The sequence below is a fragment of the Cuspidothrix issatschenkoi CHARLIE-1 genome, from assembly GCF_002934005.1.
Classification (GTDB): domain Bacteria; phylum Cyanobacteriota; class Cyanobacteriia; order Cyanobacteriales; family Nostocaceae; genus Cuspidothrix; species Cuspidothrix issatschenkoi.
Map to the genome: position 1 here is coordinate 20652 of NZ_PGEM01000088.1, position 19081 is coordinate 39732.

Sequence of the window (19081 nt, forward strand, 5' to 3'; positions counted from 1 at the left end):
AAAAAGTAAGTGGGCGATAAAATTCGCGCATTTTTGATTTTATTGTTATCTACCAGACCACCTTTTACCTAGAACTCTGAGTAATGCTTTTAGCCCAAGAATAAAAGGTGGTTCTTCACGAATATTTTCAACATCACCTCTAATCGCATTTAGGGAATTTTTAAGTTCTCTTTCTGTTTCCCGCCAGAGTTTTTGATTAAATTCTGCATCAGGATAATCTGGATATTGTTTATCAAATTCATATCCTGGTAGTGGTTCAATACTATCAATCCTTAAATCATCTAAACTCGCGTGAAAAGCATTAAGGAATAACTTCAACTGAGTTAATTCACGAATCTCATATTTACTAATATTTCTCCCTCTAAAATCTAAGCGATTTTGCCAGCCAAATTCCTCATCATTAATCTTACAATCTTCACCAGTAATTACATGATCTATTTCCCTTCTATCTAATCCTTGTAATCTTCTATCTTTCAAAACTAAACCACAAGCAACTTCATCTTTAGGCTTTTGACTGAGGCGTGTAAGTTGTTCTGTATCAGGAAAATCAGAAGCTACACTCATCATCCGACTAAGTAACCAATTGATTTCTGAATTACGGTCAAATCTACCTCCCTCAGCTAACCAATTTAATAAACGAGAAGCATTACCACCTACATAAACTGGCGTAATTTCATTAAGAGTGTATTTACCCTCTTGGTGTAAAGCTGAGAGAATCTGACCAACATAAAAGTACAAGCCAGATACACCAATAGCCATCAGGCGAATTAGTCCTTGAAAATCTGGATTTTCTTCAAAACTATCTCTTCTCCTCTCTAACCAAGTCGTAGCTTCTAGACGCATCCAGACATCTAATTTAGCGTTGAAAGCAGAACCCCTTAATCTAGTCCAATCATCATTGATATCAAAATTCTTCAAAAAGCTAGGCTTCATTTCAATAAATTGAGAAAAAAGGTCACGTCCTGCTAACTGAACTGAACATTGATGTAATAATTTATCATCTTGCCAAATAGAAATATCAGAAGTTCCGCCTCCCATATCAATACAAGTGGTACTTACTAAATCATGTCCTTCATCTTCAGCAAAATATTGAGCAACTGCTAAACTTTCTGTACGAAAATATGTAGTGTTGTCTCTGCTCGGGCTAATATTTTGAATCCCTGTTTTTGCTTGTAGTTGTTCTGTTAATCTTTGCCAATTAATTGCATAATTCTGCTGTTCTCTAGATGAAAAAGCTGAAGGAAAAGATAAAGACCACTGAAGTTTTTGCACCCCATTTTTAGCAGCCATAGCTGTAATATGCAATGCTAAATGTTTTAAAAATAATTGATTATCTGTGGGGTTAGTAGTTGACCACTTGAGATTAGTTTTAATCCATGTTTCTTGAGGTGAAAAGCGATTTCTGTCAGGAACATAAAGCCTACCATCAAAAATAGGAGCAGAATCTTCATCTCTAGCATTTGTTTTCCCTCTACTCGTTAATACAGTAGACATAGGGAAAGGTCTATCTATGGGGATAAAACTTTCAGGGATAAAGAATTCAAACAAAACAGGAAAGCGAGTATCAATAGAAACGTCTGTAACTTTTTTGTGTAGATTTTCTAAGTTTAAACATTCTACAACTCTATCATTTTTGTTGACATAAACATTAGTAAAAGAAGTACCAAAATCAACACCAACGACCCATTCACCATTAAGATTTATCAGTTCTGGACTATGTAATAGAATCAGACCAATGGTGTTAGTATAAGTATCTTTACATTCGATAAAACTCGGAAATTCCTCAAACCGGACTACTTGATATAAGCCTTTACCTTCCTTAAAGGTATGAATATTATTAGCTGTGGCTGTGGGAAAACTAACCTGAAAAGTTTCTTCCCCATATTCAGCATCATAGTAAAAGCCATAATACTCCTTCCAACCTTCAGCCCGAAAATCAGGCCAAACTTCTAAAACTGGTACTTCATAAATAATGTTTTCCTCTAACAAAGGATAGTCCTTAGTTAAAAAGAAATTTTGCGGAGCATTTCCACCTCTGACACCATAAAGAGGTAAATTTAAAGTTAACCGAACCTGTGAACCTCCAGCACCATTATTAACCAGTTGCAGTTTAACTTTTTTAGTTAAATCTTCTGGTGTGAAGTAATTTAATAAAATCGAATTTAGAGGAATTAAAGGGGTAATATTGCGATTTTTAAATACTAAAGATTGTATACCTTCAGGAAGTAACGCCCCTGGTAAAATTCCCTCTTGATCAATAAATTTCAAATCTGGTAAGAATAAATCTTTCGATTCCAGACAAATTACTTGTCTATTCCTATTCCAATTTTCTATGTCTTCCGGTCGCAAAGCTGCTAAAGTTTTACCTTCATGAATAGAAATGTTTTGTGGAGGTTCATTCCAAGCAGTTGCAATAGTTTGGTCAATTATCAGCAGGGGAGGAACATTTGGTTTAACAAAACTGGGAACAACCCTCACATTAGATTCTTTAACTTCAACCTTAATAGGTAAATTTAGAGCAGTTAACGCCCCTCGGTTAATTTCTACTTCAAAATACGCAGGATTATTACTAAATTGAAAGTCAGGTGTAGTCCTCACACCCAAACTATTAATAAAGCCATTAACTAAACCAACTGTTCTATCAATGGCTTTACTCTGGCCTTGATATCTTCTAATTTCTTTGCTGAGATTATTTAGCCAAAATGCTAATTGGGCTTTCTCTGTTTGATTAAGATAATTATGAGGAGATTGTAATTGTCCATCTTTCCACCATTGTAACCCCCCCCAATTTCCTTGTTCGGAAGGCACAACCAAAGTACTAGGAGAAGTCATACCTACAGGTTGATTATTCCATGTAAAAACATACAAATCTTCCCAAGGATGTTTATTATTATTTAAGGTGTAAAGAGTGTTAACTGGATCAGGTAAAAGTTCATAAAGAGAATGGGCAAAAACATGATTACTTTTTTGATCACCCAATTGTAAAAGTTGGGCTTTAATAGGAAAACCGCGAACTTCTGCTAATGCTAAAGCTGCTAACATTCCCTGCCATTGAGTAATCATTTGCTCCCGAATTGGGTAAGCATCATTATGTAATGCCATTTCCATTGATAAGGGGCGCGCCCAAACTGTGGGAACAGAACTAACACTTTGAACTTCTCCAGGTGCTTTGTAATCTAAGCTGGAAGCAACATCATTAAAAGCCTTTGGTGCTTGAGCATCCCAAATACCAGGATTGCCCGATTTTACATCACAATCATCTTTGAGTTTTGGCAGTAATAAAGCCGACTGGTTGCTGGTATATGCACTGGTCATAATCAAATTTCCTTCTACAACCGACAAACATGATATAAAGCTTTAGCAAGTCCGAAAATCCCTTGCTTGGGTAAGGTGCTGATGGCTTCGGGATCTAAGCGTTTTTTCAGTTCTTGCATTGTATCCCTAGATTTGCGAGTTTGATCTCGACTGTCCCCTAGTCCAGCAATTAAATCTGGTAGATTTTGAGGACTCAGTTTACTACTATTAAAATGATTAGCATTGAATAATTGAATATTTTCCTCAACACATTGATGAATTTGTGATAACCAGCGCAAATAATCTTGACACCAGCTAGTAATTATGCTGATGGCATTTTGCTGTTCTAAATCATTAAAATCAACTGCCTGTTTTTGACTGTTACCAAAAAAAGTCCGGTCAGGAAAAAACTTCACAAACCAAAAGGCTTCAGGACCTCTTTGAAAGTTTTTCACTCCCATATTTTTAGCCATATCTAATCCTGGGGCAATATCAGATAACCAAACGAAAGCAAAGCGAGTGGCATTAACTAACTCAGAATTAACTACTTTTTGATCAGGAATATCTTTCCAGGTCAAACTTTTCAAATTCTCCCGATTCATTAACACTACATTTTTTACTTCAGAAGTTGGATTTAATAAAAATTGCCTTGCGGCTAATGCAGCATAGAATTCAATGAAATGGGGGTCATTCCGTTGGGTATTTCTGCCCACACTAAAAACTTTAACTGGAGATAAGTTTTGATTACCTAGCAGATATACAGTATTAAAAGTTTCTTGTGCCTGACTGCCATAATAACGCAGTGCTGCTTCTGTATTCAGCAAAAACTGTTCAGAACGAGCATATACTGTATCTGCATTTTCTCCCAAGGTAGGACTAAAGCTAAAATAAGGTAAAACAAATAAACACCCCAAATCAACTTTACTTCTAATTTTTAGATTTTCCAATTTATTATGAACTAACCGCCCAATTGTTGGTAATCCTGAAGCCCCTGTACCCCCAAAAATTGAACCACATAAAAATACTTTTGTACGTTTACCTCCTCCTGTATCTTTTTGCAATTGATTCATTAGTTGTCCCCAGGAATCATAGTCCAAAGCATCGAGTTTTACCTGACTCATGACCGCAGCACCAATGGCAGGACGACCACGAAAACCTACATCTAAATTAGCATCTCGTTCTTCTGAAGTATACAGAACATCAAATAAATTTCCTAATGCTGGTTCATCCTCTTTGAGAATATTGTATTCAAAGAATGAACCAAGATTTTTATTAACGCTAGTGTTAGCAAAAGGCGACCATAAACCAAAGGATTCTATTTTGGTTTTCATCCAAGGATGTTTATCTGCTAAATTCAAATTTTGGCAATCTTGATAAATTTTCAGGCTTTTTAATGCTCGTTCTAAATTACCGTTATTTTCATCAGCATCAACAAATAATAAATGTAAGGTTTCTTCGTTAAAAAGTCCTATGGATGCTAATTGAATAATTCCTTCAATGCACTTAGCACCGGTTCCACCAATTCCAATTACATAAATTGACATTTCTTAATCTCCCATCACCTTATGACGTATAAAAAACGCTCCTGGCGGAATATATTTAACGGTTTCAGGAGAACTGGTAACTGTACTTAACCAATATAGCCAAATAGCATCTAGGAGGAAAAAGCACATCATCGAAAATTGAGCTTCGTCACTGCGGTTAATATAAAATACTGTAAAGCCGATGCTGGCCATAGGTAATAGTCCTAACAACCACCAAATTAAGCTCAATTTACCCCCACTGCTACCATCAGTAAACTTGCTAGTTGCTCCTAATATACACCAGGAAATCGTTGAAAATAGACAGACCCCAAACATAATCAGTGCAGATGTGGTATAGTCAGCACCAAGCCATGTGTCCACGGGGACTTTTTGAATAGGTATGATTTGATTTTCGTATATGAGCCGCTGCCCCAAAAACATCACTCCAGCACCAACTACAGTAAATATAATGATTCTGATCATCTCCCACGGCTTCATTGCCCCCCCTCACAACCTATAGTTTTCGAGAATCTTGTCGCTTTGTTTAAACATAGCATAATTACTTTTTGATATACTCGCATATTATTAGTAAGATGGCAAGAAAAAAATACCGTAATATTACTTAATATTTGTTAGTAATAGTAAACATTGGCATAAAACAGTATTAAAGGAGAACAAAAAAAATGATGCGTTTTAGATGGATAGTTTTAGTATTAATCGCATTTTCTTTGACAGCTTGTAACAAAAAAGAAGAGTTAAAATGTGAAATTCCTAATGTTAACTCAGTTAATAGTGAAACCTCTAATAAATCTGATAATCTCAATGTATCTATTTATGTAGATGGTAGCGGATCAATGTTAGGATATGTCAAAGATGGAGAAACCAATTATATCAAAGCTTTGAAATCTCTCAGAAATGTATTTGAGTTAACAGGTAAATTGCCAGTTGAATATTATCGCATTGGTAATCCTATGCAGAAAATTACAAGTAGTGACTATTATAGTTATGGACTTAGTTCAGTTTTTTATGATGGGAGTAATGCTAAGTTTAAAGCTGTATCTAGTCCTATAGATGCGTCTGTTGTTCCTGATGCAAAAGATCAAAAGAAAATGACAGTAATTATTACAGATTTGGAACAAAATAGCGGTGACGTAACTAAATTAAATAAAAGAATTCAAGATGCTTATTTTAATACCCAGAAAAAAGATTATGCTGTAGGTATTTGGGCAGTTAAAAGTGAATTTAATGGTAAGGTTTATATTCAGGAAGCTAATAATATTAAAACTTTTAACTATAATTCAGGTAAGCAACCAGATAAATTACGCCCCTTTTATGTGTTATTTATCGGACCTTATCAAGATGTTAAGCATTATTTTAGTCAATTACAAAAATATGATGCTAATCAATTACTAGCTAATAGTAAGTTAATGATTTTTCATCCTGATCATATTCTTGATAAAATATCTAGTGTAGAAAAGCCTCCGGAAACTCTACCTAAAGGTATTATTAGACCTCTTTCTTTAGTTAAAGATGGAGTTGCTGTTAGTAAAGGTAACTATGAAGTATTACAAATCAATTCTCGACAACAGGAGAATTTAACACTTAATTATAGTATCCCTTTGTCACCCTCTCAATATAGTTTATTTATAGATCCCAATTCTCTAAAGCCACAAGCTAAAGCTGAGAAATTTGATAAGTTTGCCAAAAAATTTACAGATATAGATTCCAATTCAGAATTGAGTAGTGCTATAGAATTTAAAGATTGGCAAATTATTCCTCAAGAAAATAAGTTAAAATTTTCAGCCATTATCCAACCTAAGAAATTTCCTGAACCGGGAATTTATAAATTACAGTTCGATATTCTCAGTCAAAATTTGCAAGTTCCTAGTTGGTGGGAAGAATGGGATTGGGAAACTAAATCTAGTGAAGAAGATGGGACAAAAACTCATGGTGTAAAAGATTTTTTTACGGCACTGAAAAATAGAACAGAAATAATGAAAACTGAACAATCAAATAATCAGCAAGAGTCAAAATGGTTAGTTGGTCGTTTTTGTTATGGAATTCAAAAAAATTAACCCAATAGACATCTGGTGGTAAAGATTGTGGAGCCGAGAATCTCTACCTATGGAAAGGCTCTACAGGGATTATAAGTTACGCATATTTGATTTTCACCAGATGTCTAATAGACATCTGGTGAAAACTATCAAAGCCGTTTAGAAATTTCAGATTACGCAGTGTATTAAACTGGCACTTTAGTATTGATTCTCCATAAAAGAGAGGCAAGAACAGCTTTTTTTACATCCTTTCTGACTTTCCAAACATCCTCTTAGTATAATTATGATGTTTTGTGAAAAATAATTAAAATTTACCAACAAATAACAATTACTCGTTATACCAGTTTTTTTACGTAACATTACTTGGATTTATTCAGTAATAGGTAATAGCCTCTATTAGCAACTATTACCCATTACCAAAGTCAAATTAACCTAATAAACCTTGGATTAATCCAGAATTACTGGTTAAAAAGAAAGCAACTACAGCACCACCGATACCACCAATCAAGAAAGCACTGGCGAAATTATTCCAGCTTTCCTTAGAGTTGAAAGCATCAACAGGAGGATTGGGTACTGCAACACTAGCAAGAGCCTTATCAGGATTGCTATTAGCGTATAAAGATAGGCAAGCGGTAAGAATTACAACCAAGCCAATACTGCCCAATAAACCAGCTAAGTTAGCATTGGGAGCATTGCGTAAAGGTCCTAATTTATCGAAAGGCCCAAATAATAAATAACCATGAGCCATACCAACTTCCAAACCACGTCTAAAAGGATTTAGACCGGGACGATAAGCGGGTAAATTGCTAATAAACCACTTCACCAAAGGAGCAGAATTGATGGGGGTTTCTAGATCGCCTTTTTGTGGATCGCGTCCTGCTGCTACCATAACTATTTTTCAGTTCCTTAGATCACACTTGTTGGTTTTTCAGATATGAAACCCGTAAATCACAGCTAAGATTACGAGTTTCATACATTAGTTAAGATTGTTTACTCAGAAACAATCTAGAAGAGAAAGCTAATTTACTTAGCTATGTTTAACCGCGTTTTCAACCTATAGAGGGTGGAAAAGCAAGTCAGGAAAGAACCGATTAAATTCAATCAAAATTCCTGCTGTGATGGTTAGCCAGATTGTAGCGGCTACAGGAGCAGTGGAGATGAATGTAATCAGGTAGTTGGTTTCGTCGCCTTTTTCAGCCATGAATCTATTCTCCAGAATCAATGAGTGCAAACAAATGAGTTAGCGTGGTGAAACGGTAATTTCTGAATCTTTAGCGGTTAACTCGCCAGAAAGAAATTCCTTGATTGCTGCCGCTGGCCAAGCAAAACCGGAAGAAATGATAGGTAGAGCAATACCCAAATCAATTTGGATTTCTTTTTGTTCGGGATCTGTACCTTTATGGATGGCTTGTAAGTAAGCACGGCCTACCCAACCAATCCAACCAGCAATGTAGAGGAAGAGAATGCTAGGGATTAAGAAATCTCCTGCTCTATCGAGACGGCCATCTACAATCAAGTGGGGATAACCTTCTGGTCCACAAAGTGCTTGAGAATAACGTTCAAACCGCTTTTTGCCAGATTCGGGGTCGGCGGTGGTGTTACGGGCATTTAGTGCTAGCTCTTGAAAGGCGGGGGAGTCTTTACAAGGTACAAGGTTTGCGCCCAATGCTTTAGCTTCAGGAGCAAAATTGAACCAAAGAGTAATCGCCAAAAGCAAAGCAAACAATCGTCTCATGGAGTTGTTTCCTTTTATTACAAAACGAGAAGTTCTGTGTACAAAACGAAGCGGCTTGTACAGTCTTTATTTTAGATAACTAGGAAGTCATCATACTCTTGGCTGGGAAATGAGTAAAGTTTAAGTCAATAAAAGTTAAAGCTTCTCAATCAAAAGATAGGAAAACGTCAGATTTGGGGAGGAGGCAGGGGGTAGAGGAGCAGGGGAGATATGAGAGAATGTAAACTAATCTTGCCTCTGGTTACTGAGCGAAGTCGAAGTATCCCCTATCCCGTATTCCCTATTCCCTATGACAACCGTTTTAGCCATTGAAACCAGTTGTGATGAAACTGCTGTGGCAATTATTAAGAATCGTGAAGTGTGTAGCAGTATTGTGGCTTCACAAATTGCTGTTCATCAACAATATGGTGGGGTAGTTCCAGAGGTGGCATCCCGTCACCATTTAGAAACGCTTAACTATGAAATAGAGGAAGCGATCGCATCTAGCCATCTAGATTGGAGTCAGATTGATGGTATAGCTGCCACTTGTGCGCCTGGACTTGTAGGGGCGTTGCTGGTGGGCTTAACGGCTGCCAAAACCCTGGCCATGGTACATGAGAAGCCTTTTCTGGGAGTGCATCACCTGGAAGGTCATATTTACGCGACTTATCTGAGTGAGCCAAGTTTAAATCCCCCTTTTCTTAGCCTACTGGTTTCCGGCGGTCATACAAGCTTGATTTATGTCAAAGATTGTGGTCTCTACGAAACCCTGGGAGAAACCCGTGATGATGCTGCGGGTGAAGCTTTTGATAAGGTGGCGCGGTTATTAAAACTGGGTTATCCCGGTGGACCGATAATTGATAAACTCGCACAAACAGGTAATCCCCAAGCCTTTACATTACCGGAAGGGAGAATTTCTTTACCCGGTGGCGGTTATCATCCCTATGATTGTAGTTTTAGCGGTTTAAAAACAGCAGTATTACGTTTAGTCCAGCAATTAGAGAAAGAGGGCAAAGAAGTACCAATAGAGGATGTAGTAGCGAGTTTTCAGGATACCATAGCGCGATCGCTCACCAAAAGAGCGATCGCTTGCGCCCGTGACCATGGATTAGACACCATTGCCGTCGGTGGTGGTGTAGCCGCCAATAGTGGACTCAGAAAGCACCTAGAAGCAGCCGCCAGTAAACATAACTTGCGGGTTCTCTTCCCCCCCCTCAAATATTGCACCGACAACGCCGCCATGATTGGCTGTGCCGCCGCCGAACATCTATGGCGGGGTCATACACCCCCCCTCACATTAGGAGTCCATTCCCGCCTCTCAATCAATCAAGTTATGCAGTTGTACGAAAATTAGAGGCAAGGGAGCAGAGGAGAAGAATATTAATCCTGCCTCTTGCCTCTTGCCAGCTTCCACCTACTTCCCCCCGCCTAACCACCAACAATTGACCGAATATGCTCAGATACGGCTTCTGGTTGTTCTAACATCGCCAGATGCCCACAATTAGGAATTTCAATCACATTATCGCCAACATATTGAAAAAGCCAGTGAAAACTGGCTAAATGGCGGACATATTTGGGTTCCATTACCTTATCGTCAGCACCTGCTAAAAAGTACACCGGCTGCTTTAACTTAGATACTAACTGAGGTAAAGAATTAACTTCTTCTTCCGTAGTCGAATCCAAAAGAGTTCCCAAAGCCGCTTCGGAATCAGCAACAACAAAATCAATTAATCTTTGACGCGCCCAGTATCTTTCCAAGGGACTTAACACACTAGCTTTAGTAAATAGTAAATCAATTAAAGGCATTTGGCAAAGCCAACGGGGACGAACTTGTAAAAATTTCTGACCAGCAGCACGGAATTGCTCAAAAGCTTCTTTGAGGTAAATTCCACCACCAGCATTAATACAAATTACCCCTTGCACACAATCAGGTAGTCTAGCCGCCGTCCACAGAGCAATAGTTCCACCTAAAGAATGACCTATTAGCCAAGCACTGGAAATATTCAGATGTTCCAGTAGCACAGTTAAATCCTCGGCATAAGCCGAGGGAGAATATAGAGAATCTAAGGCAGAACTAACCATACTAGAACTTGTGGCGGTCAGTTCTATATCTGATATCACCTGGGACTGTGATTCACCAAAGCCCCGTAAATCATAGGATAAACACTGAAAATCTAGTGATAGAAGCGAAATCACAGGCTGCCAGTATACACGGCTATTTAGCCAACCGTGTATAAACACTAAAGTATGGGGGCATGACGTAGGAGCAGTTAGCTCGTAGGTATGTTGAACGCCTAAGATTTCTATTGTTGCCATAATCTCATATCGTACCTCAAAATGGGGTACGACTTAGTACCATTCAATCACTCAATTTGCTAAGAACTTGAGAAATTAGGTTAGTAATTGGTGATTGGTTAAATTATTACCTATTACTAAATTTAGCGACCAAGTAGGCGGTGTTTCATCCCTTCGGCAATTCTGTTACCCAGATATTCAGGAATGAGACTTTCATTAGGACCGAGCAAGTAGAGAATTAATCTAGTGCGCCCTCGCCAAACCAATAAATTGGCATTAACGACCAATAAATCTTCTTGCCAAATAGCGTACATAACTTTATAAAATAATCCTGGTTGATTATCAGCCTCCACAAACAAGGCTGGAAGATGAAAGACAGGATCAACATAGAAATCTGTTTGTACTTGCTCTAAGCCAGCATCAAGATTAAATTCTACTCCCAGCATCTCCTCTACTTCAACTCTGCCGCCTAATGCCTCACGAATAGCCCGACAAACGTTTTCAGCAGTTTTTTCCGTGAGTGCTTTACTACCACGGGATACTAGTAGTTTGATAAAAACTAACATTGGTGGACGAATTTGACCGTATAGACTAAGACCATGAATAGTTAAACCATAAGCAGCCAGAACACCAAAAATATCGCTGAGAAGGAAAGATTGATTACGGTAGGCAAAATGTAGGGTGCTTTTGTTCTCTTCAGACTTTATCTCTATCACAGCCCGTCTGGTTTTATAAAGACGGTATGCCAGGCGTAAATTTTGAAGTTGAATCTCACTACTAACAAATTGCTCATAGAATTGGGGAAACGCTCGATTAAAGCGTTTAAGAAGTTCTAGAGTGGAAGATTTTAAACCAGAAGCCATTGTTGGAGATGAGAGCTTGTTTGGTGTAAACTGGGTTCGGGAGCAGGGGAGGCAGGAGAGCAAAATATTACTATTGCCTGTTGCCTACTCCCCGACTTAAGAGGAGGTTGTTAAACAATACCTTGTCCATTTTCTGCTTTGTTGGGTTAAGCGATAGAACAACCTACAAACCAAGGCTTTTTCCAATTTAGACAAGGTATTGGCTAAAATAATGTTATCTTTCAAATTCTACAGCGTATCAGTTATATTACTTGTTCTGATTGTGTCATTGAAATTGATATAAATTAGCATAAGCTTAAAATGGTGATTAACCGTGGCAGGATACTGCGATTTTGAGAAAAAATTTTGTCTTTGGATAAGTTTGATGGAGTAGTGGGAAAACAAAATGCTAAAGTTGAAAGTGATTGGTCAGAAACACCTGATAACTAGCTATGAGTTTTGCAAATCTCCAGGATATCTAGATTTATTCTAGGCTCTTGGCCTGCAATGAGCATAGTCTTGTTAAATGTGAATCAACACTCTTAAAAAGTGGCAACCAATTCAGTCATACTAACCGAACTGCGTTGGCATGGGTTTTTGGAAAACTTGGTTTAGCACTCCTGAATCTTTAGGGACAAATAAAAACACTGCTCTTAATGAGCATACAGTGGAAACTGAAGGTAATTCTGCTCTGGGTAAGGATCAAATCGTTTTCAGTACGGAACGGGAGATTGACCTGTATGAGCTAGAAGAACTTTGTGATGCGGTTGGTTGGTCACGTCGCCCTCTGAGGAAAGTCAAAAAAGCTATTGAGCATAGTTTCCTCGTTGCGTCTATGTGGCAAGTACGAGGGAACAAAAAGCGTTTGATTGGTTTTGCCCGTGCTACATCAGATCATGCTTTTAATGCCACTATTTGGGATGTGGTTGTTCACCCTGACTTTCAAAGTCGAGGTTTGGGTAAGGCTTTAATGAAATATGTCCTCAAAAAACTCAGGAGTGAGGAAATTAGTAATGTAACTCTGTTTGCTGATCCTCATGTTGTAGATTTCTATAAGACCATGGGCTTTATGCCCGATCCTGAAGGTATTAAAGGAATGTTTTGGTATCCTCAGTGATATTGTTTTGAGGGATTGGGATTAGGGAATAGTGGGGATACGGGTATAATTTTGCAGGTAATCAGCAGTTGTTATTTTTTCTAGATCATGAGGTTTGCATTTATTCTTTTTTGTGATATGATAATATAAGTTGTCCAGCAATACATTTTAACTATGTAATTCTAGTTTTGGCAACTTTACGGGATGTAGCGCAGCTTGGTAGCGCGCCTGCTTTGGGAGCAGGATGCCGCAGGTTCGAATCCTGTCATCCCGATTTATAAAATATTAAAAACCCCACCCAGCAAGGGGGGTGGGAGCTAGGGTTTATTTTATGTAACTGTATACCGTTATATCAATTATCACTATTTTATTATTGATATTAAATTAATAAATTAATAGTCCATTTTGCAAAATAAATTTCATATTCAGGAAAGGTGACAGGTGCTACGCCACGCTGACAGACAATAGATACAGAGAGTTTAATAACATAAACTCAAAATATAATAAATACATTTCTCAAGTTTACCTAATATTAGTAGTTATGTGTATCATCCTACATTCCGCAGATAAAATCCACTTTTGAACAATTCACGAGATGGAAAATACTATCACAGCGAACTATACTACAAAATGTAAGTATTCAGCCATAGCACTTGTTTCCAGATCCCCGACTTCTTTGATAGATTTATCCTTTCCGAATACAATCAATTAAAGAAGTCGGGGATCTTATCACCTCACCTGAATCCTTACTACAAAATTGGCAACTTCAATTATTCAATCAACGTCAATATTAATCATCTAGTTATTAAATAATAGTCGCAATGAAAAAATTACTGGGCACATTGACTTTAATCACACTGCTGCAAACTTCTCCAAGTTTTGCACAGACAGAATCAACAGAAACAATACCTATTACCGATTCAAAATATATCCAAATGGTAATTGATGGCAAGTTAATGAATAATTTTCCCGATGGTCAATTTTATGCAGAGAGGTTAATTAATCGGGCAGAATTAGCATCTGTTTTGGTAAAAGCATTTTATTTAGATAAACGGCTAATTAATCAAGAACAAAAATATATATTTATACCTGATGTTCCTATTTCTCATCCGGCATATCAAGATATTCAGATAGTTTTGAAAACTGATATTATGAAAGGTGATCGGGGGAATATGTTTTTTCCAAATCAAAGGGTAACTAGGGCGGAAGGTTTAGCAATTTTTGCCCAAGCTTATGGAGTTTTTCAGTTTCCGGATGATACTGTGAATGAGATTCTCTCATCTCATCCAGATGCAAAAAGTATACCTGATTGGGCAAAAAAAGCGATCGCTACAGTTGTCGCAGAAGAATTTATCAACATGGATACCAAAGGTAATATCTACCCACTCCGCCCCATGACACGGGGAGATTTAGCTTATGTGCTAAGTAGGTATTTGCAACGAAAAAATCCTGAATCAGTCACTCCTGAAGTTCCCAAAATTAATCCATTTTAAAATAGGATTTTGAGTTTTCTGTTTTTATTATTTTGTATTAAGGCAATCATGTTGTAATCATAATTAACGGTGCAACCACAAGGGGTTTGCCCCTAACAATTACAGACATACTACACGAAAACCGTTGAGGTTGTAGACGATGCCCGCGTTACTGAAATTGCGATAGCCAGCAAGGTAATAAGCACGATTGTTGTTCCAGCTACATCCACGCAGTGACTTGTTGAATTGAGACGTATTAATATAGGGTTTGCCATTTTTAGGTAATTCAGCAATATTATCTGTCCAGGAATCAGCGCACCATTCCCACACATTGCCGTGCATATCCACTAAACCCCAAGGATTAGTATGAGTACCCTCTTTTTCTTTCACAGAATGGGTTTGATTACCTGAATTTTCATCAGACCAAGCATGGTTTTTCAACTGGTTGTCATTCATTAATCGCCAAGGAATTTCCGGGTAACATTTCTTTTCTTTATATCTTCAGGAATATGTTTAGGGGCTTCACCAATAATCATGTAGTCATAAAGTACGGCTTTGACGATAACCTTATTTTCGCAAAATGTTTCAAAAGTTAGTCCTGTTGTACAATCCCTAATCGTACAGGTGGAGTCAATAATATCCTGAATACGAACCAGCCAATTTCTAGAAGACATAGACAATATCCTCTAAAATTGGTTGGCGTAAATGTTCGCATAAAGCATCTTTTGTTCCCATATCTACCGGACATTTTAATAAATCTTGAATATAGAGTTTAGCTTCAATAAACTGAAATAAACTCATTGATTCAGATAATTCTGCTAATAAATCCACATCACTATCAGAATGAGCTTGATTACGAGCAACAGAACCAAATAATTCAAGGGATCTTACTCCTAAATTTTGTAATTCTTGTTGATGTGTTCTGAGAATTTGTAAAACTTCTTCACAGTTCATAATTTGGTATTTCTCCTTATTTCTCTATTTTATTTGGAAGTCTACTACTATCTTTCTAAATCCTTGATTTCCTTGGGAACTCCCGCCGTTAAAACCTCATTTCCTTCTGCGGTAACTAATACATCATCTTCAATACGAATGCCAATCCCCACCCAACGGGGGTCTATTTCCGGTTGGTCTTCGGCGGGTTTGGTATCCGGTACAATATAAAGTCCTGGTTCTATGGTTAGCACTTGGCTAGGTTGTAAGGTTTGGGGGTTTTCTCCATGTTGATAAACTCCCACATCATGAACATCTAAACCTAACCAATGACTGGTACGGTGCATATAAAAGGGTTTATATTTTTCTTCCTCTATTAATTTATCAATTTCTCCTTTGAGTAAACCCAGTTCAACTAATCCTTCTGTTAATATCCGGACTGCTGCATTATGAGGTGCATGGAAGGAATTACCCGGCTTTACTTCCGCTATAGCTTGTTTTTGTGCTGCTAGTACTATTTCATATAATGCTTTTTGTTCTGGTGTGAATTTACCACTAACGGGAAATGTCCGGGTAATATCAGAGTTGTAATAACCATAAGCGCAACCAGCATCAATCAAGAGTAAATCCTTTGCTTGCATTTGACAGTTGTTTTCGATGTAATGCAGTACGCAAGCATTTGTCCCAGATGCGACAATGGAAGGATAAGCTGGACCCATGCCACCCCGTAAACGGAAAATATGTTCTATTTCTGCTTGAATCTCATATTCATAACGTCCGGGTGCGGTGGTTTGTAAAGCATAATTATGAGCTTCTACGGCAATGTCTACGGCTTGACGCATTAGGTCTAATTCAGTTTTGCTTTTATGTAGCCGCATGGTGTTGAGGACAGTACCAGGATCAGCGATAGATGTGGGTCCTGTACCGCGTTTGGGATAGGTGCGGAGTAAACTTTGATAATGTTTGATAATTTTGTCGTTGAAATTGCGATCACGTCCTAAATGATAATAAATACAATTGGCTTTTTCTAAATATTGGGGTAACTTCTCATCTAACTCTGCAATGGGATAAGCTACATCTGCACCGTAAAATTCTTTTGCTGCATCTATTCCACAACGATAACCACTCCAAACCTCCTTTTCTCGATCTTTAGGTTGCACAAATAATATAAACCGATGTTCTGGGTGATGGGGTGCTAATACTGCTACCGCTTGGGCTTCATTAAAACCAGTTAAGTAAAAGAAATCACTATCTTGGCGGTAAACATATTCGACATCGTTGTGCATAACTGCTGTTGGCGCACTTCTAAAAATCGCTGTACCATTGCCTATTTTCGCCATTAACTGTTCACGACGCTGCCGATATTCTGTTTGCATAGTTAGTAATTTGGTAATTGGAAGTTATATAGGAGGAGGCAGAGGGCAGGGGGAAAGCCTTATCTTGTATGATTTTTAAGTTTCACGACCTATCTCATTCAACTGCATACCGCTATATTTTATTCTGTCTTGATTTTACTGGATCATGGCAATTTTCGCCAATGGCGGATAACTTCTGTAACTGAAATTGTTAAAGAAACAGGATTTTGTCTTTAAAAAATGACATGGATAAACAGAAAATAAAATCTTTTTTGATTGTTTAGATATTACTTTTAATCTTCTAAGTTGATGTGGATGAACATTATCAAAATATCTTTAAATAATGACATTTAACTATTAGATATAGATTAAGCGATCGCTTTTTTAGATGATCTGAAAAATTACGGATTGACAATTAAGCTTAAATATGTGTTTTTTAAAACCATATCTTCCGTAGGGGTAAAGCGCAATGATAAACCCCTACAAAATGAATTAAAGCTAGGGTGATATTTGCAACTTGATATAATCATTACAAAACTATGTTTTATATCTGTAAACTTACGGTTTTGTTAATCGTAGCAATATCTTACTATGACAAATATATTTAACTATGCTTGTTTTAGACATTGTAGGGTTTTTATCATTGCCATACCTCTACATGATACAATTCAACAGGAAAATATCAATTTGTTATCAGGTAAAAATCTCAAAAAATATGCTTAATAAATCTTTGCCTAATCAAATCTCTACCGTTGTCTTTATTGATACTGCTGTTTCCGACTACCAAACCCTACAGACGGGAGTTGTTCAGGGGGTAGAATCGGTGATTATTTCCCCAAATCGAGACGGAATTGAGCAAATTACGGAATTTTTCCGACAGCATACCCCAATTAGCACAGTACATATCGTTTCCCACGGTTCTCCGGGATGTTTGTATTTAGGAAATGGTCAACTGAATTTAGATAACATCAGTAAATATGCTGATTTGTTGCAGACTTGGCAAAGTAAAAGTATCTTACTCTATGGCTGTAACGTCGCTGCCGGGGATGCTGGGGAAGAATTTATTCACAAATTACATCAAATCACAACCGCAACCATTAGCGCCTCCACCACAAAAACCGGCAATGCAGCATTAGGGGGAAATTGGCAGTTAGAGGTGAATATTCCCGTTACAGAGACATTCCATGGAACATCTCTACATTTGTCAGATATTGTTGCAGACACCCTCAACACTTACCAGGGAATATTTGCACCCACATTAGTGGGAGAGTGGGATTTTCTCTACCATGCCTGTGCTGTGACAGTGGCAGGAAACTATGCCTACGCTGTGGGGGCCGGGTTGAAGATCATTGATATTAGCAACCCCACTACCCCCACCCTCAAGGGCAGTTATAATACATCAGGCGCTGCTAGAGGTGTGCAAGTAGTCGGTAACTACGCCTACGTTGCTGATTGGAATTCTGGACTACAAATCATAGACATTAGCAACCCCACTACCCCCACCCTCAAGAGCAGTTATGATACATCTAACTTGGCTTGGGATGTGAAAGTAGTCGGTAACTATGCTTATGTTGCTGACGGCTTTGGTGGTTTAAAGATTATTAATGTCAGTGAGTTTACTAACCAAGCACCCACTAATCTCACACTCTTTACCAGCACCGTTGCCGAAAACCAAATTATTGGTACAGTAGTTGGTAATCTCAGTAGCACAGACCCAAATACAGGAGACACCTTTACCTATAGTTTAGTTACTGGGGACGGTGCAACGGATAATAATTTCTTCACCATTACCAATAATCAACTTACCACTAACTCTGTATTTGACTTTGAAACCAAAAACAGTTACAGCATTAGAGTCAAAACCACAGACCAAGGTGGGTTATCTTTCGAGAAACAATTAACCATTGGAGTAACTGATGTTAATGAAAACTTCACTACTACATCGCAACAAAATATTATCGTCGTGCAAAATGGAGATAACACAATTACCAGCACATTTGCCAATTTACAGCAAAATGACACCCTCCAGGTTGGTACTGGTACGGATACCCTAATTATCACAGGGGGGACAGTTGATGATAGTATCTCCATTAATGCCAATAACACCCCCAATCAATTAGATATTCCAGGGACAACAGTATTAGGATTTGAACGCTTTGATTTAAGCGGATTTGCTGGGACAGTCAGCTTTAACGGTACTGCTGGTAATGATTGGATTAAAGGTGGTACAGGAAACGATGATTTAACCGGTGGAGATGGTAATGATTACCTGAATGGAGGAACTGGTGCAGATTTATTAATCGGTGGTGGTGGCAATGACACTTATGTGCTAGACAATACTGGCGATATCATTGCTGAAGGCTTAAATGGTGGTATTGATACCGTTGAATCTTCTATCACTTGGACATTAAAAACCAACCTAGAAAACCTGACTTTAACCGGAACAACCGCTATTAACGGTACAGGTAATAACCTGAATAATATCATTACTGGTAACAGTGCT

At 37.9% G+C, this 19081-nt stretch carries 18 protein-coding genes and 1 tRNA gene; 7 read left to right on the forward strand and 12 right to left on the reverse strand.

Annotated elements, in window-relative coordinates:
- Nucleotides 1-45 precede the first annotated feature (45 nt).
- The 3 genes from CUN59_RS12970 to CUN59_RS12980 are packed head-to-tail and all read right to left on the reverse strand — an operon-like array spanning nucleotide 46 to nucleotide 5300.
- Nucleotides 46-3315, reverse strand: coding sequence for a cell division protein FtsA (locus CUN59_RS12970; protein WP_165790197.1), 3270 nt, complete (start codon nucleotides 3313-3315; stop codon nucleotides 46-48).
- A 14-nt stretch (nucleotides 3316-3329) separates the two neighbouring features.
- Nucleotides 3330-4838 carry an FtsZ/tubulin family protein gene (locus CUN59_RS22035; protein ID WP_104388242.1) on the reverse strand — a complete coding sequence of 503 codons (1509 nt, stop codon included), beginning with the start codon at nucleotides 4836-4838 and terminating at the stop codon, nucleotides 3330-3332.
- A 3-nt stretch (nucleotides 4839-4841) separates the two neighbouring features.
- Nucleotides 4842-5300, reverse strand: a complete 459-nt coding sequence (locus tag CUN59_RS12980; RefSeq protein WP_243406932.1) for a hypothetical protein — start codon at nucleotides 5298-5300, stop codon at nucleotides 4842-4844.
- Nucleotides 5301-5500: 200 nt separating this feature from the next.
- Here CUN59_RS12980 and CUN59_RS12985 point away from each other — a divergent pair, with 200 nt between their 5' ends.
- Nucleotides 5501-6892, forward strand: a complete 1392-nt coding sequence (locus CUN59_RS12985) for a hypothetical protein (RefSeq protein WP_104388244.1) — start codon at nucleotides 5501-5503, stop codon at nucleotides 6890-6892.
- A gap of 406 nt (nucleotides 6893-7298) precedes the next feature.
- Here CUN59_RS12985 and CUN59_RS12990 read toward each other — a convergent pair whose 3' ends face one another.
- From CUN59_RS12990 to CUN59_RS13000, 3 genes are all read right to left on the reverse strand, one after another.
- Nucleotides 7299-7760: a photosystem I reaction center subunit XI gene (locus tag CUN59_RS12990; protein ID WP_104388245.1), complete on the reverse strand. Its 462-nt coding sequence runs from the start codon at nucleotides 7758-7760 to the stop codon at nucleotides 7299-7301.
- A 165-nt stretch (nucleotides 7761-7925) separates the two neighbouring features.
- Nucleotides 7926-8072 carry a photosystem I reaction center subunit IX gene (gene psaJ / locus CUN59_RS12995; RefSeq protein WP_104388246.1) on the reverse strand — a complete coding sequence of 49 codons (147 nt, stop codon included), beginning with the start codon at nucleotides 8070-8072 and terminating at the stop codon, nucleotides 7926-7928.
- A gap of 39 nt (nucleotides 8073-8111) precedes the next feature.
- Nucleotides 8112-8606 (reverse strand): Photosystem I reaction center subunit III, encoded by a 495-nt coding sequence (locus CUN59_RS13000; protein WP_104388247.1) that lies wholly within the window; start codon nucleotides 8604-8606, stop codon nucleotides 8112-8114.
- Between the two features lie 289 nt (nucleotides 8607-8895).
- Here CUN59_RS13000 and tsaD point away from each other — a divergent pair, with 289 nt between their 5' ends.
- Nucleotides 8896-9939, forward strand: coding sequence for a tRNA (adenosine(37)-N6)-threonylcarbamoyltransferase complex transferase subunit TsaD (tsaD, locus tag CUN59_RS13005; protein WP_104388248.1), 1044 nt, complete (start codon nucleotides 8896-8898; stop codon nucleotides 9937-9939).
- 74 nt (nucleotides 9940-10013) lie between these two features.
- Here the strand turns inward: tsaD and CUN59_RS13010 are convergent, their stop codons facing one another.
- Together CUN59_RS13010 and CUN59_RS13015 are read right to left on the reverse strand one after the other, a co-directional pair.
- Entirely contained in the window at nucleotides 10014-10901 is an 888-nt protein-coding gene (locus tag CUN59_RS13010; protein ID WP_104388249.1) for an alpha/beta fold hydrolase, read from the reverse strand.
- Nucleotides 10902-11023: 122 nt separating this feature from the next.
- Nucleotides 11024-11743: a hypothetical protein gene (locus CUN59_RS13015; RefSeq protein ID WP_104388250.1), complete on the reverse strand. Its 720-nt coding sequence runs from the start codon at nucleotides 11741-11743 to the stop codon at nucleotides 11024-11026.
- Between the two features lie 568 nt (nucleotides 11744-12311).
- On the opposite strand from CUN59_RS13015, the gene CUN59_RS13020 reads away from it, so the two are divergent.
- From CUN59_RS13020 to CUN59_RS13030, 3 genes are all read left to right on the forward strand, one after another.
- Nucleotides 12312-12839, forward strand: a complete 528-nt coding sequence (locus CUN59_RS13020) for a GNAT family N-acetyltransferase (RefSeq protein WP_104388251.1) — start codon at nucleotides 12312-12314, stop codon at nucleotides 12837-12839.
- 179 nt (nucleotides 12840-13018) lie between these two features.
- Nucleotides 13019-13092 (forward strand) — tRNA-Pro (locus CUN59_RS13025).
- A 547-nt stretch (nucleotides 13093-13639) separates the two neighbouring features.
- Entirely contained in the window at nucleotides 13640-14311 is a 672-nt protein-coding gene (locus tag CUN59_RS13030; RefSeq protein WP_104388252.1) for an S-layer homology domain-containing protein, read from the forward strand.
- Between the two features lie 99 nt (nucleotides 14312-14410).
- On the opposite strand, the gene CUN59_RS13035 is transcribed toward CUN59_RS13030, so the two are convergent.
- Genes CUN59_RS13035 through CUN59_RS13050 form a run of 4 tightly spaced genes read right to left on the reverse strand, consistent with a single transcriptional unit; the run spans nucleotide 14411 to nucleotide 16599 of the window.
- Nucleotides 14411-14746 carry a formylglycine-generating enzyme family protein gene (locus tag CUN59_RS13035; protein WP_104388253.1) on the reverse strand — a complete coding sequence of 112 codons (336 nt, stop codon included), beginning with the start codon at nucleotides 14744-14746 and terminating at the stop codon, nucleotides 14411-14413.
- Nucleotides 14746-14964 carry a HepT-like ribonuclease domain-containing protein gene (locus CUN59_RS13040; protein ID WP_104388254.1) on the reverse strand — a complete coding sequence of 73 codons (219 nt, stop codon included), beginning with the start codon at nucleotides 14962-14964 and terminating at the stop codon, nucleotides 14746-14748. The genes CUN59_RS13035 and CUN59_RS13040 overlap by 1 nt, the downstream gene beginning before the upstream one ends.
- Nucleotides 14954-15244 carry a nucleotidyltransferase family protein gene (locus tag CUN59_RS13045; protein ID WP_104388255.1) on the reverse strand — a complete coding sequence of 97 codons (291 nt, stop codon included), beginning with the start codon at nucleotides 15242-15244 and terminating at the stop codon, nucleotides 14954-14956. Before CUN59_RS13045 ends, CUN59_RS13040 begins: the two co-directional genes overlap by 11 nt.
- Nucleotides 15245-15291: 47 nt before the next feature.
- On the reverse strand, nucleotides 15292-16599 hold the full coding sequence (locus CUN59_RS13050) for an aminopeptidase P N-terminal domain-containing protein (RefSeq protein WP_104388256.1): 1308 nt from the start codon (nucleotides 16597-16599) through the stop codon (nucleotides 15292-15294).
- A 570-nt stretch (nucleotides 16600-17169) separates the two neighbouring features.
- Here CUN59_RS13050 and CUN59_RS22340 point away from each other — a divergent pair.
- Nucleotides 17170-17301 (forward strand): hypothetical protein, encoded by a 132-nt coding sequence (locus tag CUN59_RS22340; RefSeq protein ID WP_279327304.1) that lies wholly within the window; start codon nucleotides 17170-17172, stop codon nucleotides 17299-17301.
- Nucleotides 17294-19081 (forward strand): DUF4347 domain-containing protein (locus CUN59_RS22345; protein ID WP_133164022.1); only part of this gene is annotated, 1788 nt, incomplete at its 3' end. The genes CUN59_RS22340 and CUN59_RS22345, both read left to right, overlap by 8 nt.

Coding starts and splice junctions, on each gene's coding strand:
- CUN59_RS12970 (WP_165790197.1), bottom strand. CDS start 3,315: ATGACCAGTGCATATACCAGCAACCAGTCGGCTTTATTACTGCCAAAA.
- CUN59_RS22035 (WP_104388242.1), bottom strand. CDS start 4,838: ATGTCAATTTATGTAATTGGAATTGGTGGAACCGGTGCTAAGTGCATT.
- CUN59_RS12980 (WP_243406932.1), bottom strand. CDS start 5,300: ATGATCAGAATCATTATATTTACTGTAGTTGGTGCTGGAGTGATGTTT.
- CUN59_RS12985 (WP_104388244.1), top strand. CDS start 5,501: ATGATGCGTTTTAGATGGATAGTTTTAGTATTAATCGCATTTTCTTTG.
- CUN59_RS12990 (WP_104388245.1), bottom strand. CDS start 7,760: ATGGTAGCAGCAGGACGCGATCCACAAAAAGGCGATCTAGAAACCCCC.
- psaJ (WP_104388246.1), bottom strand. CDS start 8,072: ATGGCTGAAAAAGGCGACGAAACCAACTACCTGATTACATTCATCTCC.
- CUN59_RS13000 (WP_104388247.1), bottom strand. CDS start 8,606: ATGAGACGATTGTTTGCTTTGCTTTTGGCGATTACTCTTTGGTTCAAT.
- tsaD (WP_104388248.1), top strand. CDS start 8,896: ATGACAACCGTTTTAGCCATTGAAACCAGTTGTGATGAAACTGCTGTG.
- CUN59_RS13010 (WP_104388249.1), bottom strand. CDS start 10,901: ATGGCAACAATAGAAATCTTAGGCGTTCAACATACCTACGAGCTAACT.
- CUN59_RS13015 (WP_104388250.1), bottom strand. CDS start 11,743: ATGGCTTCTGGTTTAAAATCTTCCACTCTAGAACTTCTTAAACGCTTT.
- CUN59_RS13020 (WP_104388251.1), top strand. CDS start 12,312: ATGGGTTTTTGGAAAACTTGGTTTAGCACTCCTGAATCTTTAGGGACA.
- CUN59_RS13030 (WP_104388252.1), top strand. CDS start 13,640: ATGAAAAAATTACTGGGCACATTGACTTTAATCACACTGCTGCAAACT.
- CUN59_RS13035 (WP_104388253.1), bottom strand. CDS start 14,746: ATGAATGACAACCAGTTGAAAAACCATGCTTGGTCTGATGAAAATTCA.
- CUN59_RS13040 (WP_104388254.1), bottom strand. CDS start 14,964: ATGTCTTCTAGAAATTGGCTGGTTCGTATTCAGGATATTATTGACTCC.
- CUN59_RS13045 (WP_104388255.1), bottom strand. CDS start 15,244: ATGAACTGTGAAGAAGTTTTACAAATTCTCAGAACACATCAACAAGAA.
- CUN59_RS13050 (WP_104388256.1), bottom strand. CDS start 16,599: ATGCAAACAGAATATCGGCAGCGTCGTGAACAGTTAATGGCGAAAATA.
- CUN59_RS22340 (WP_279327304.1), top strand. CDS start 17,170: ATGACAAATATATTTAACTATGCTTGTTTTAGACATTGTAGGGTTTTT.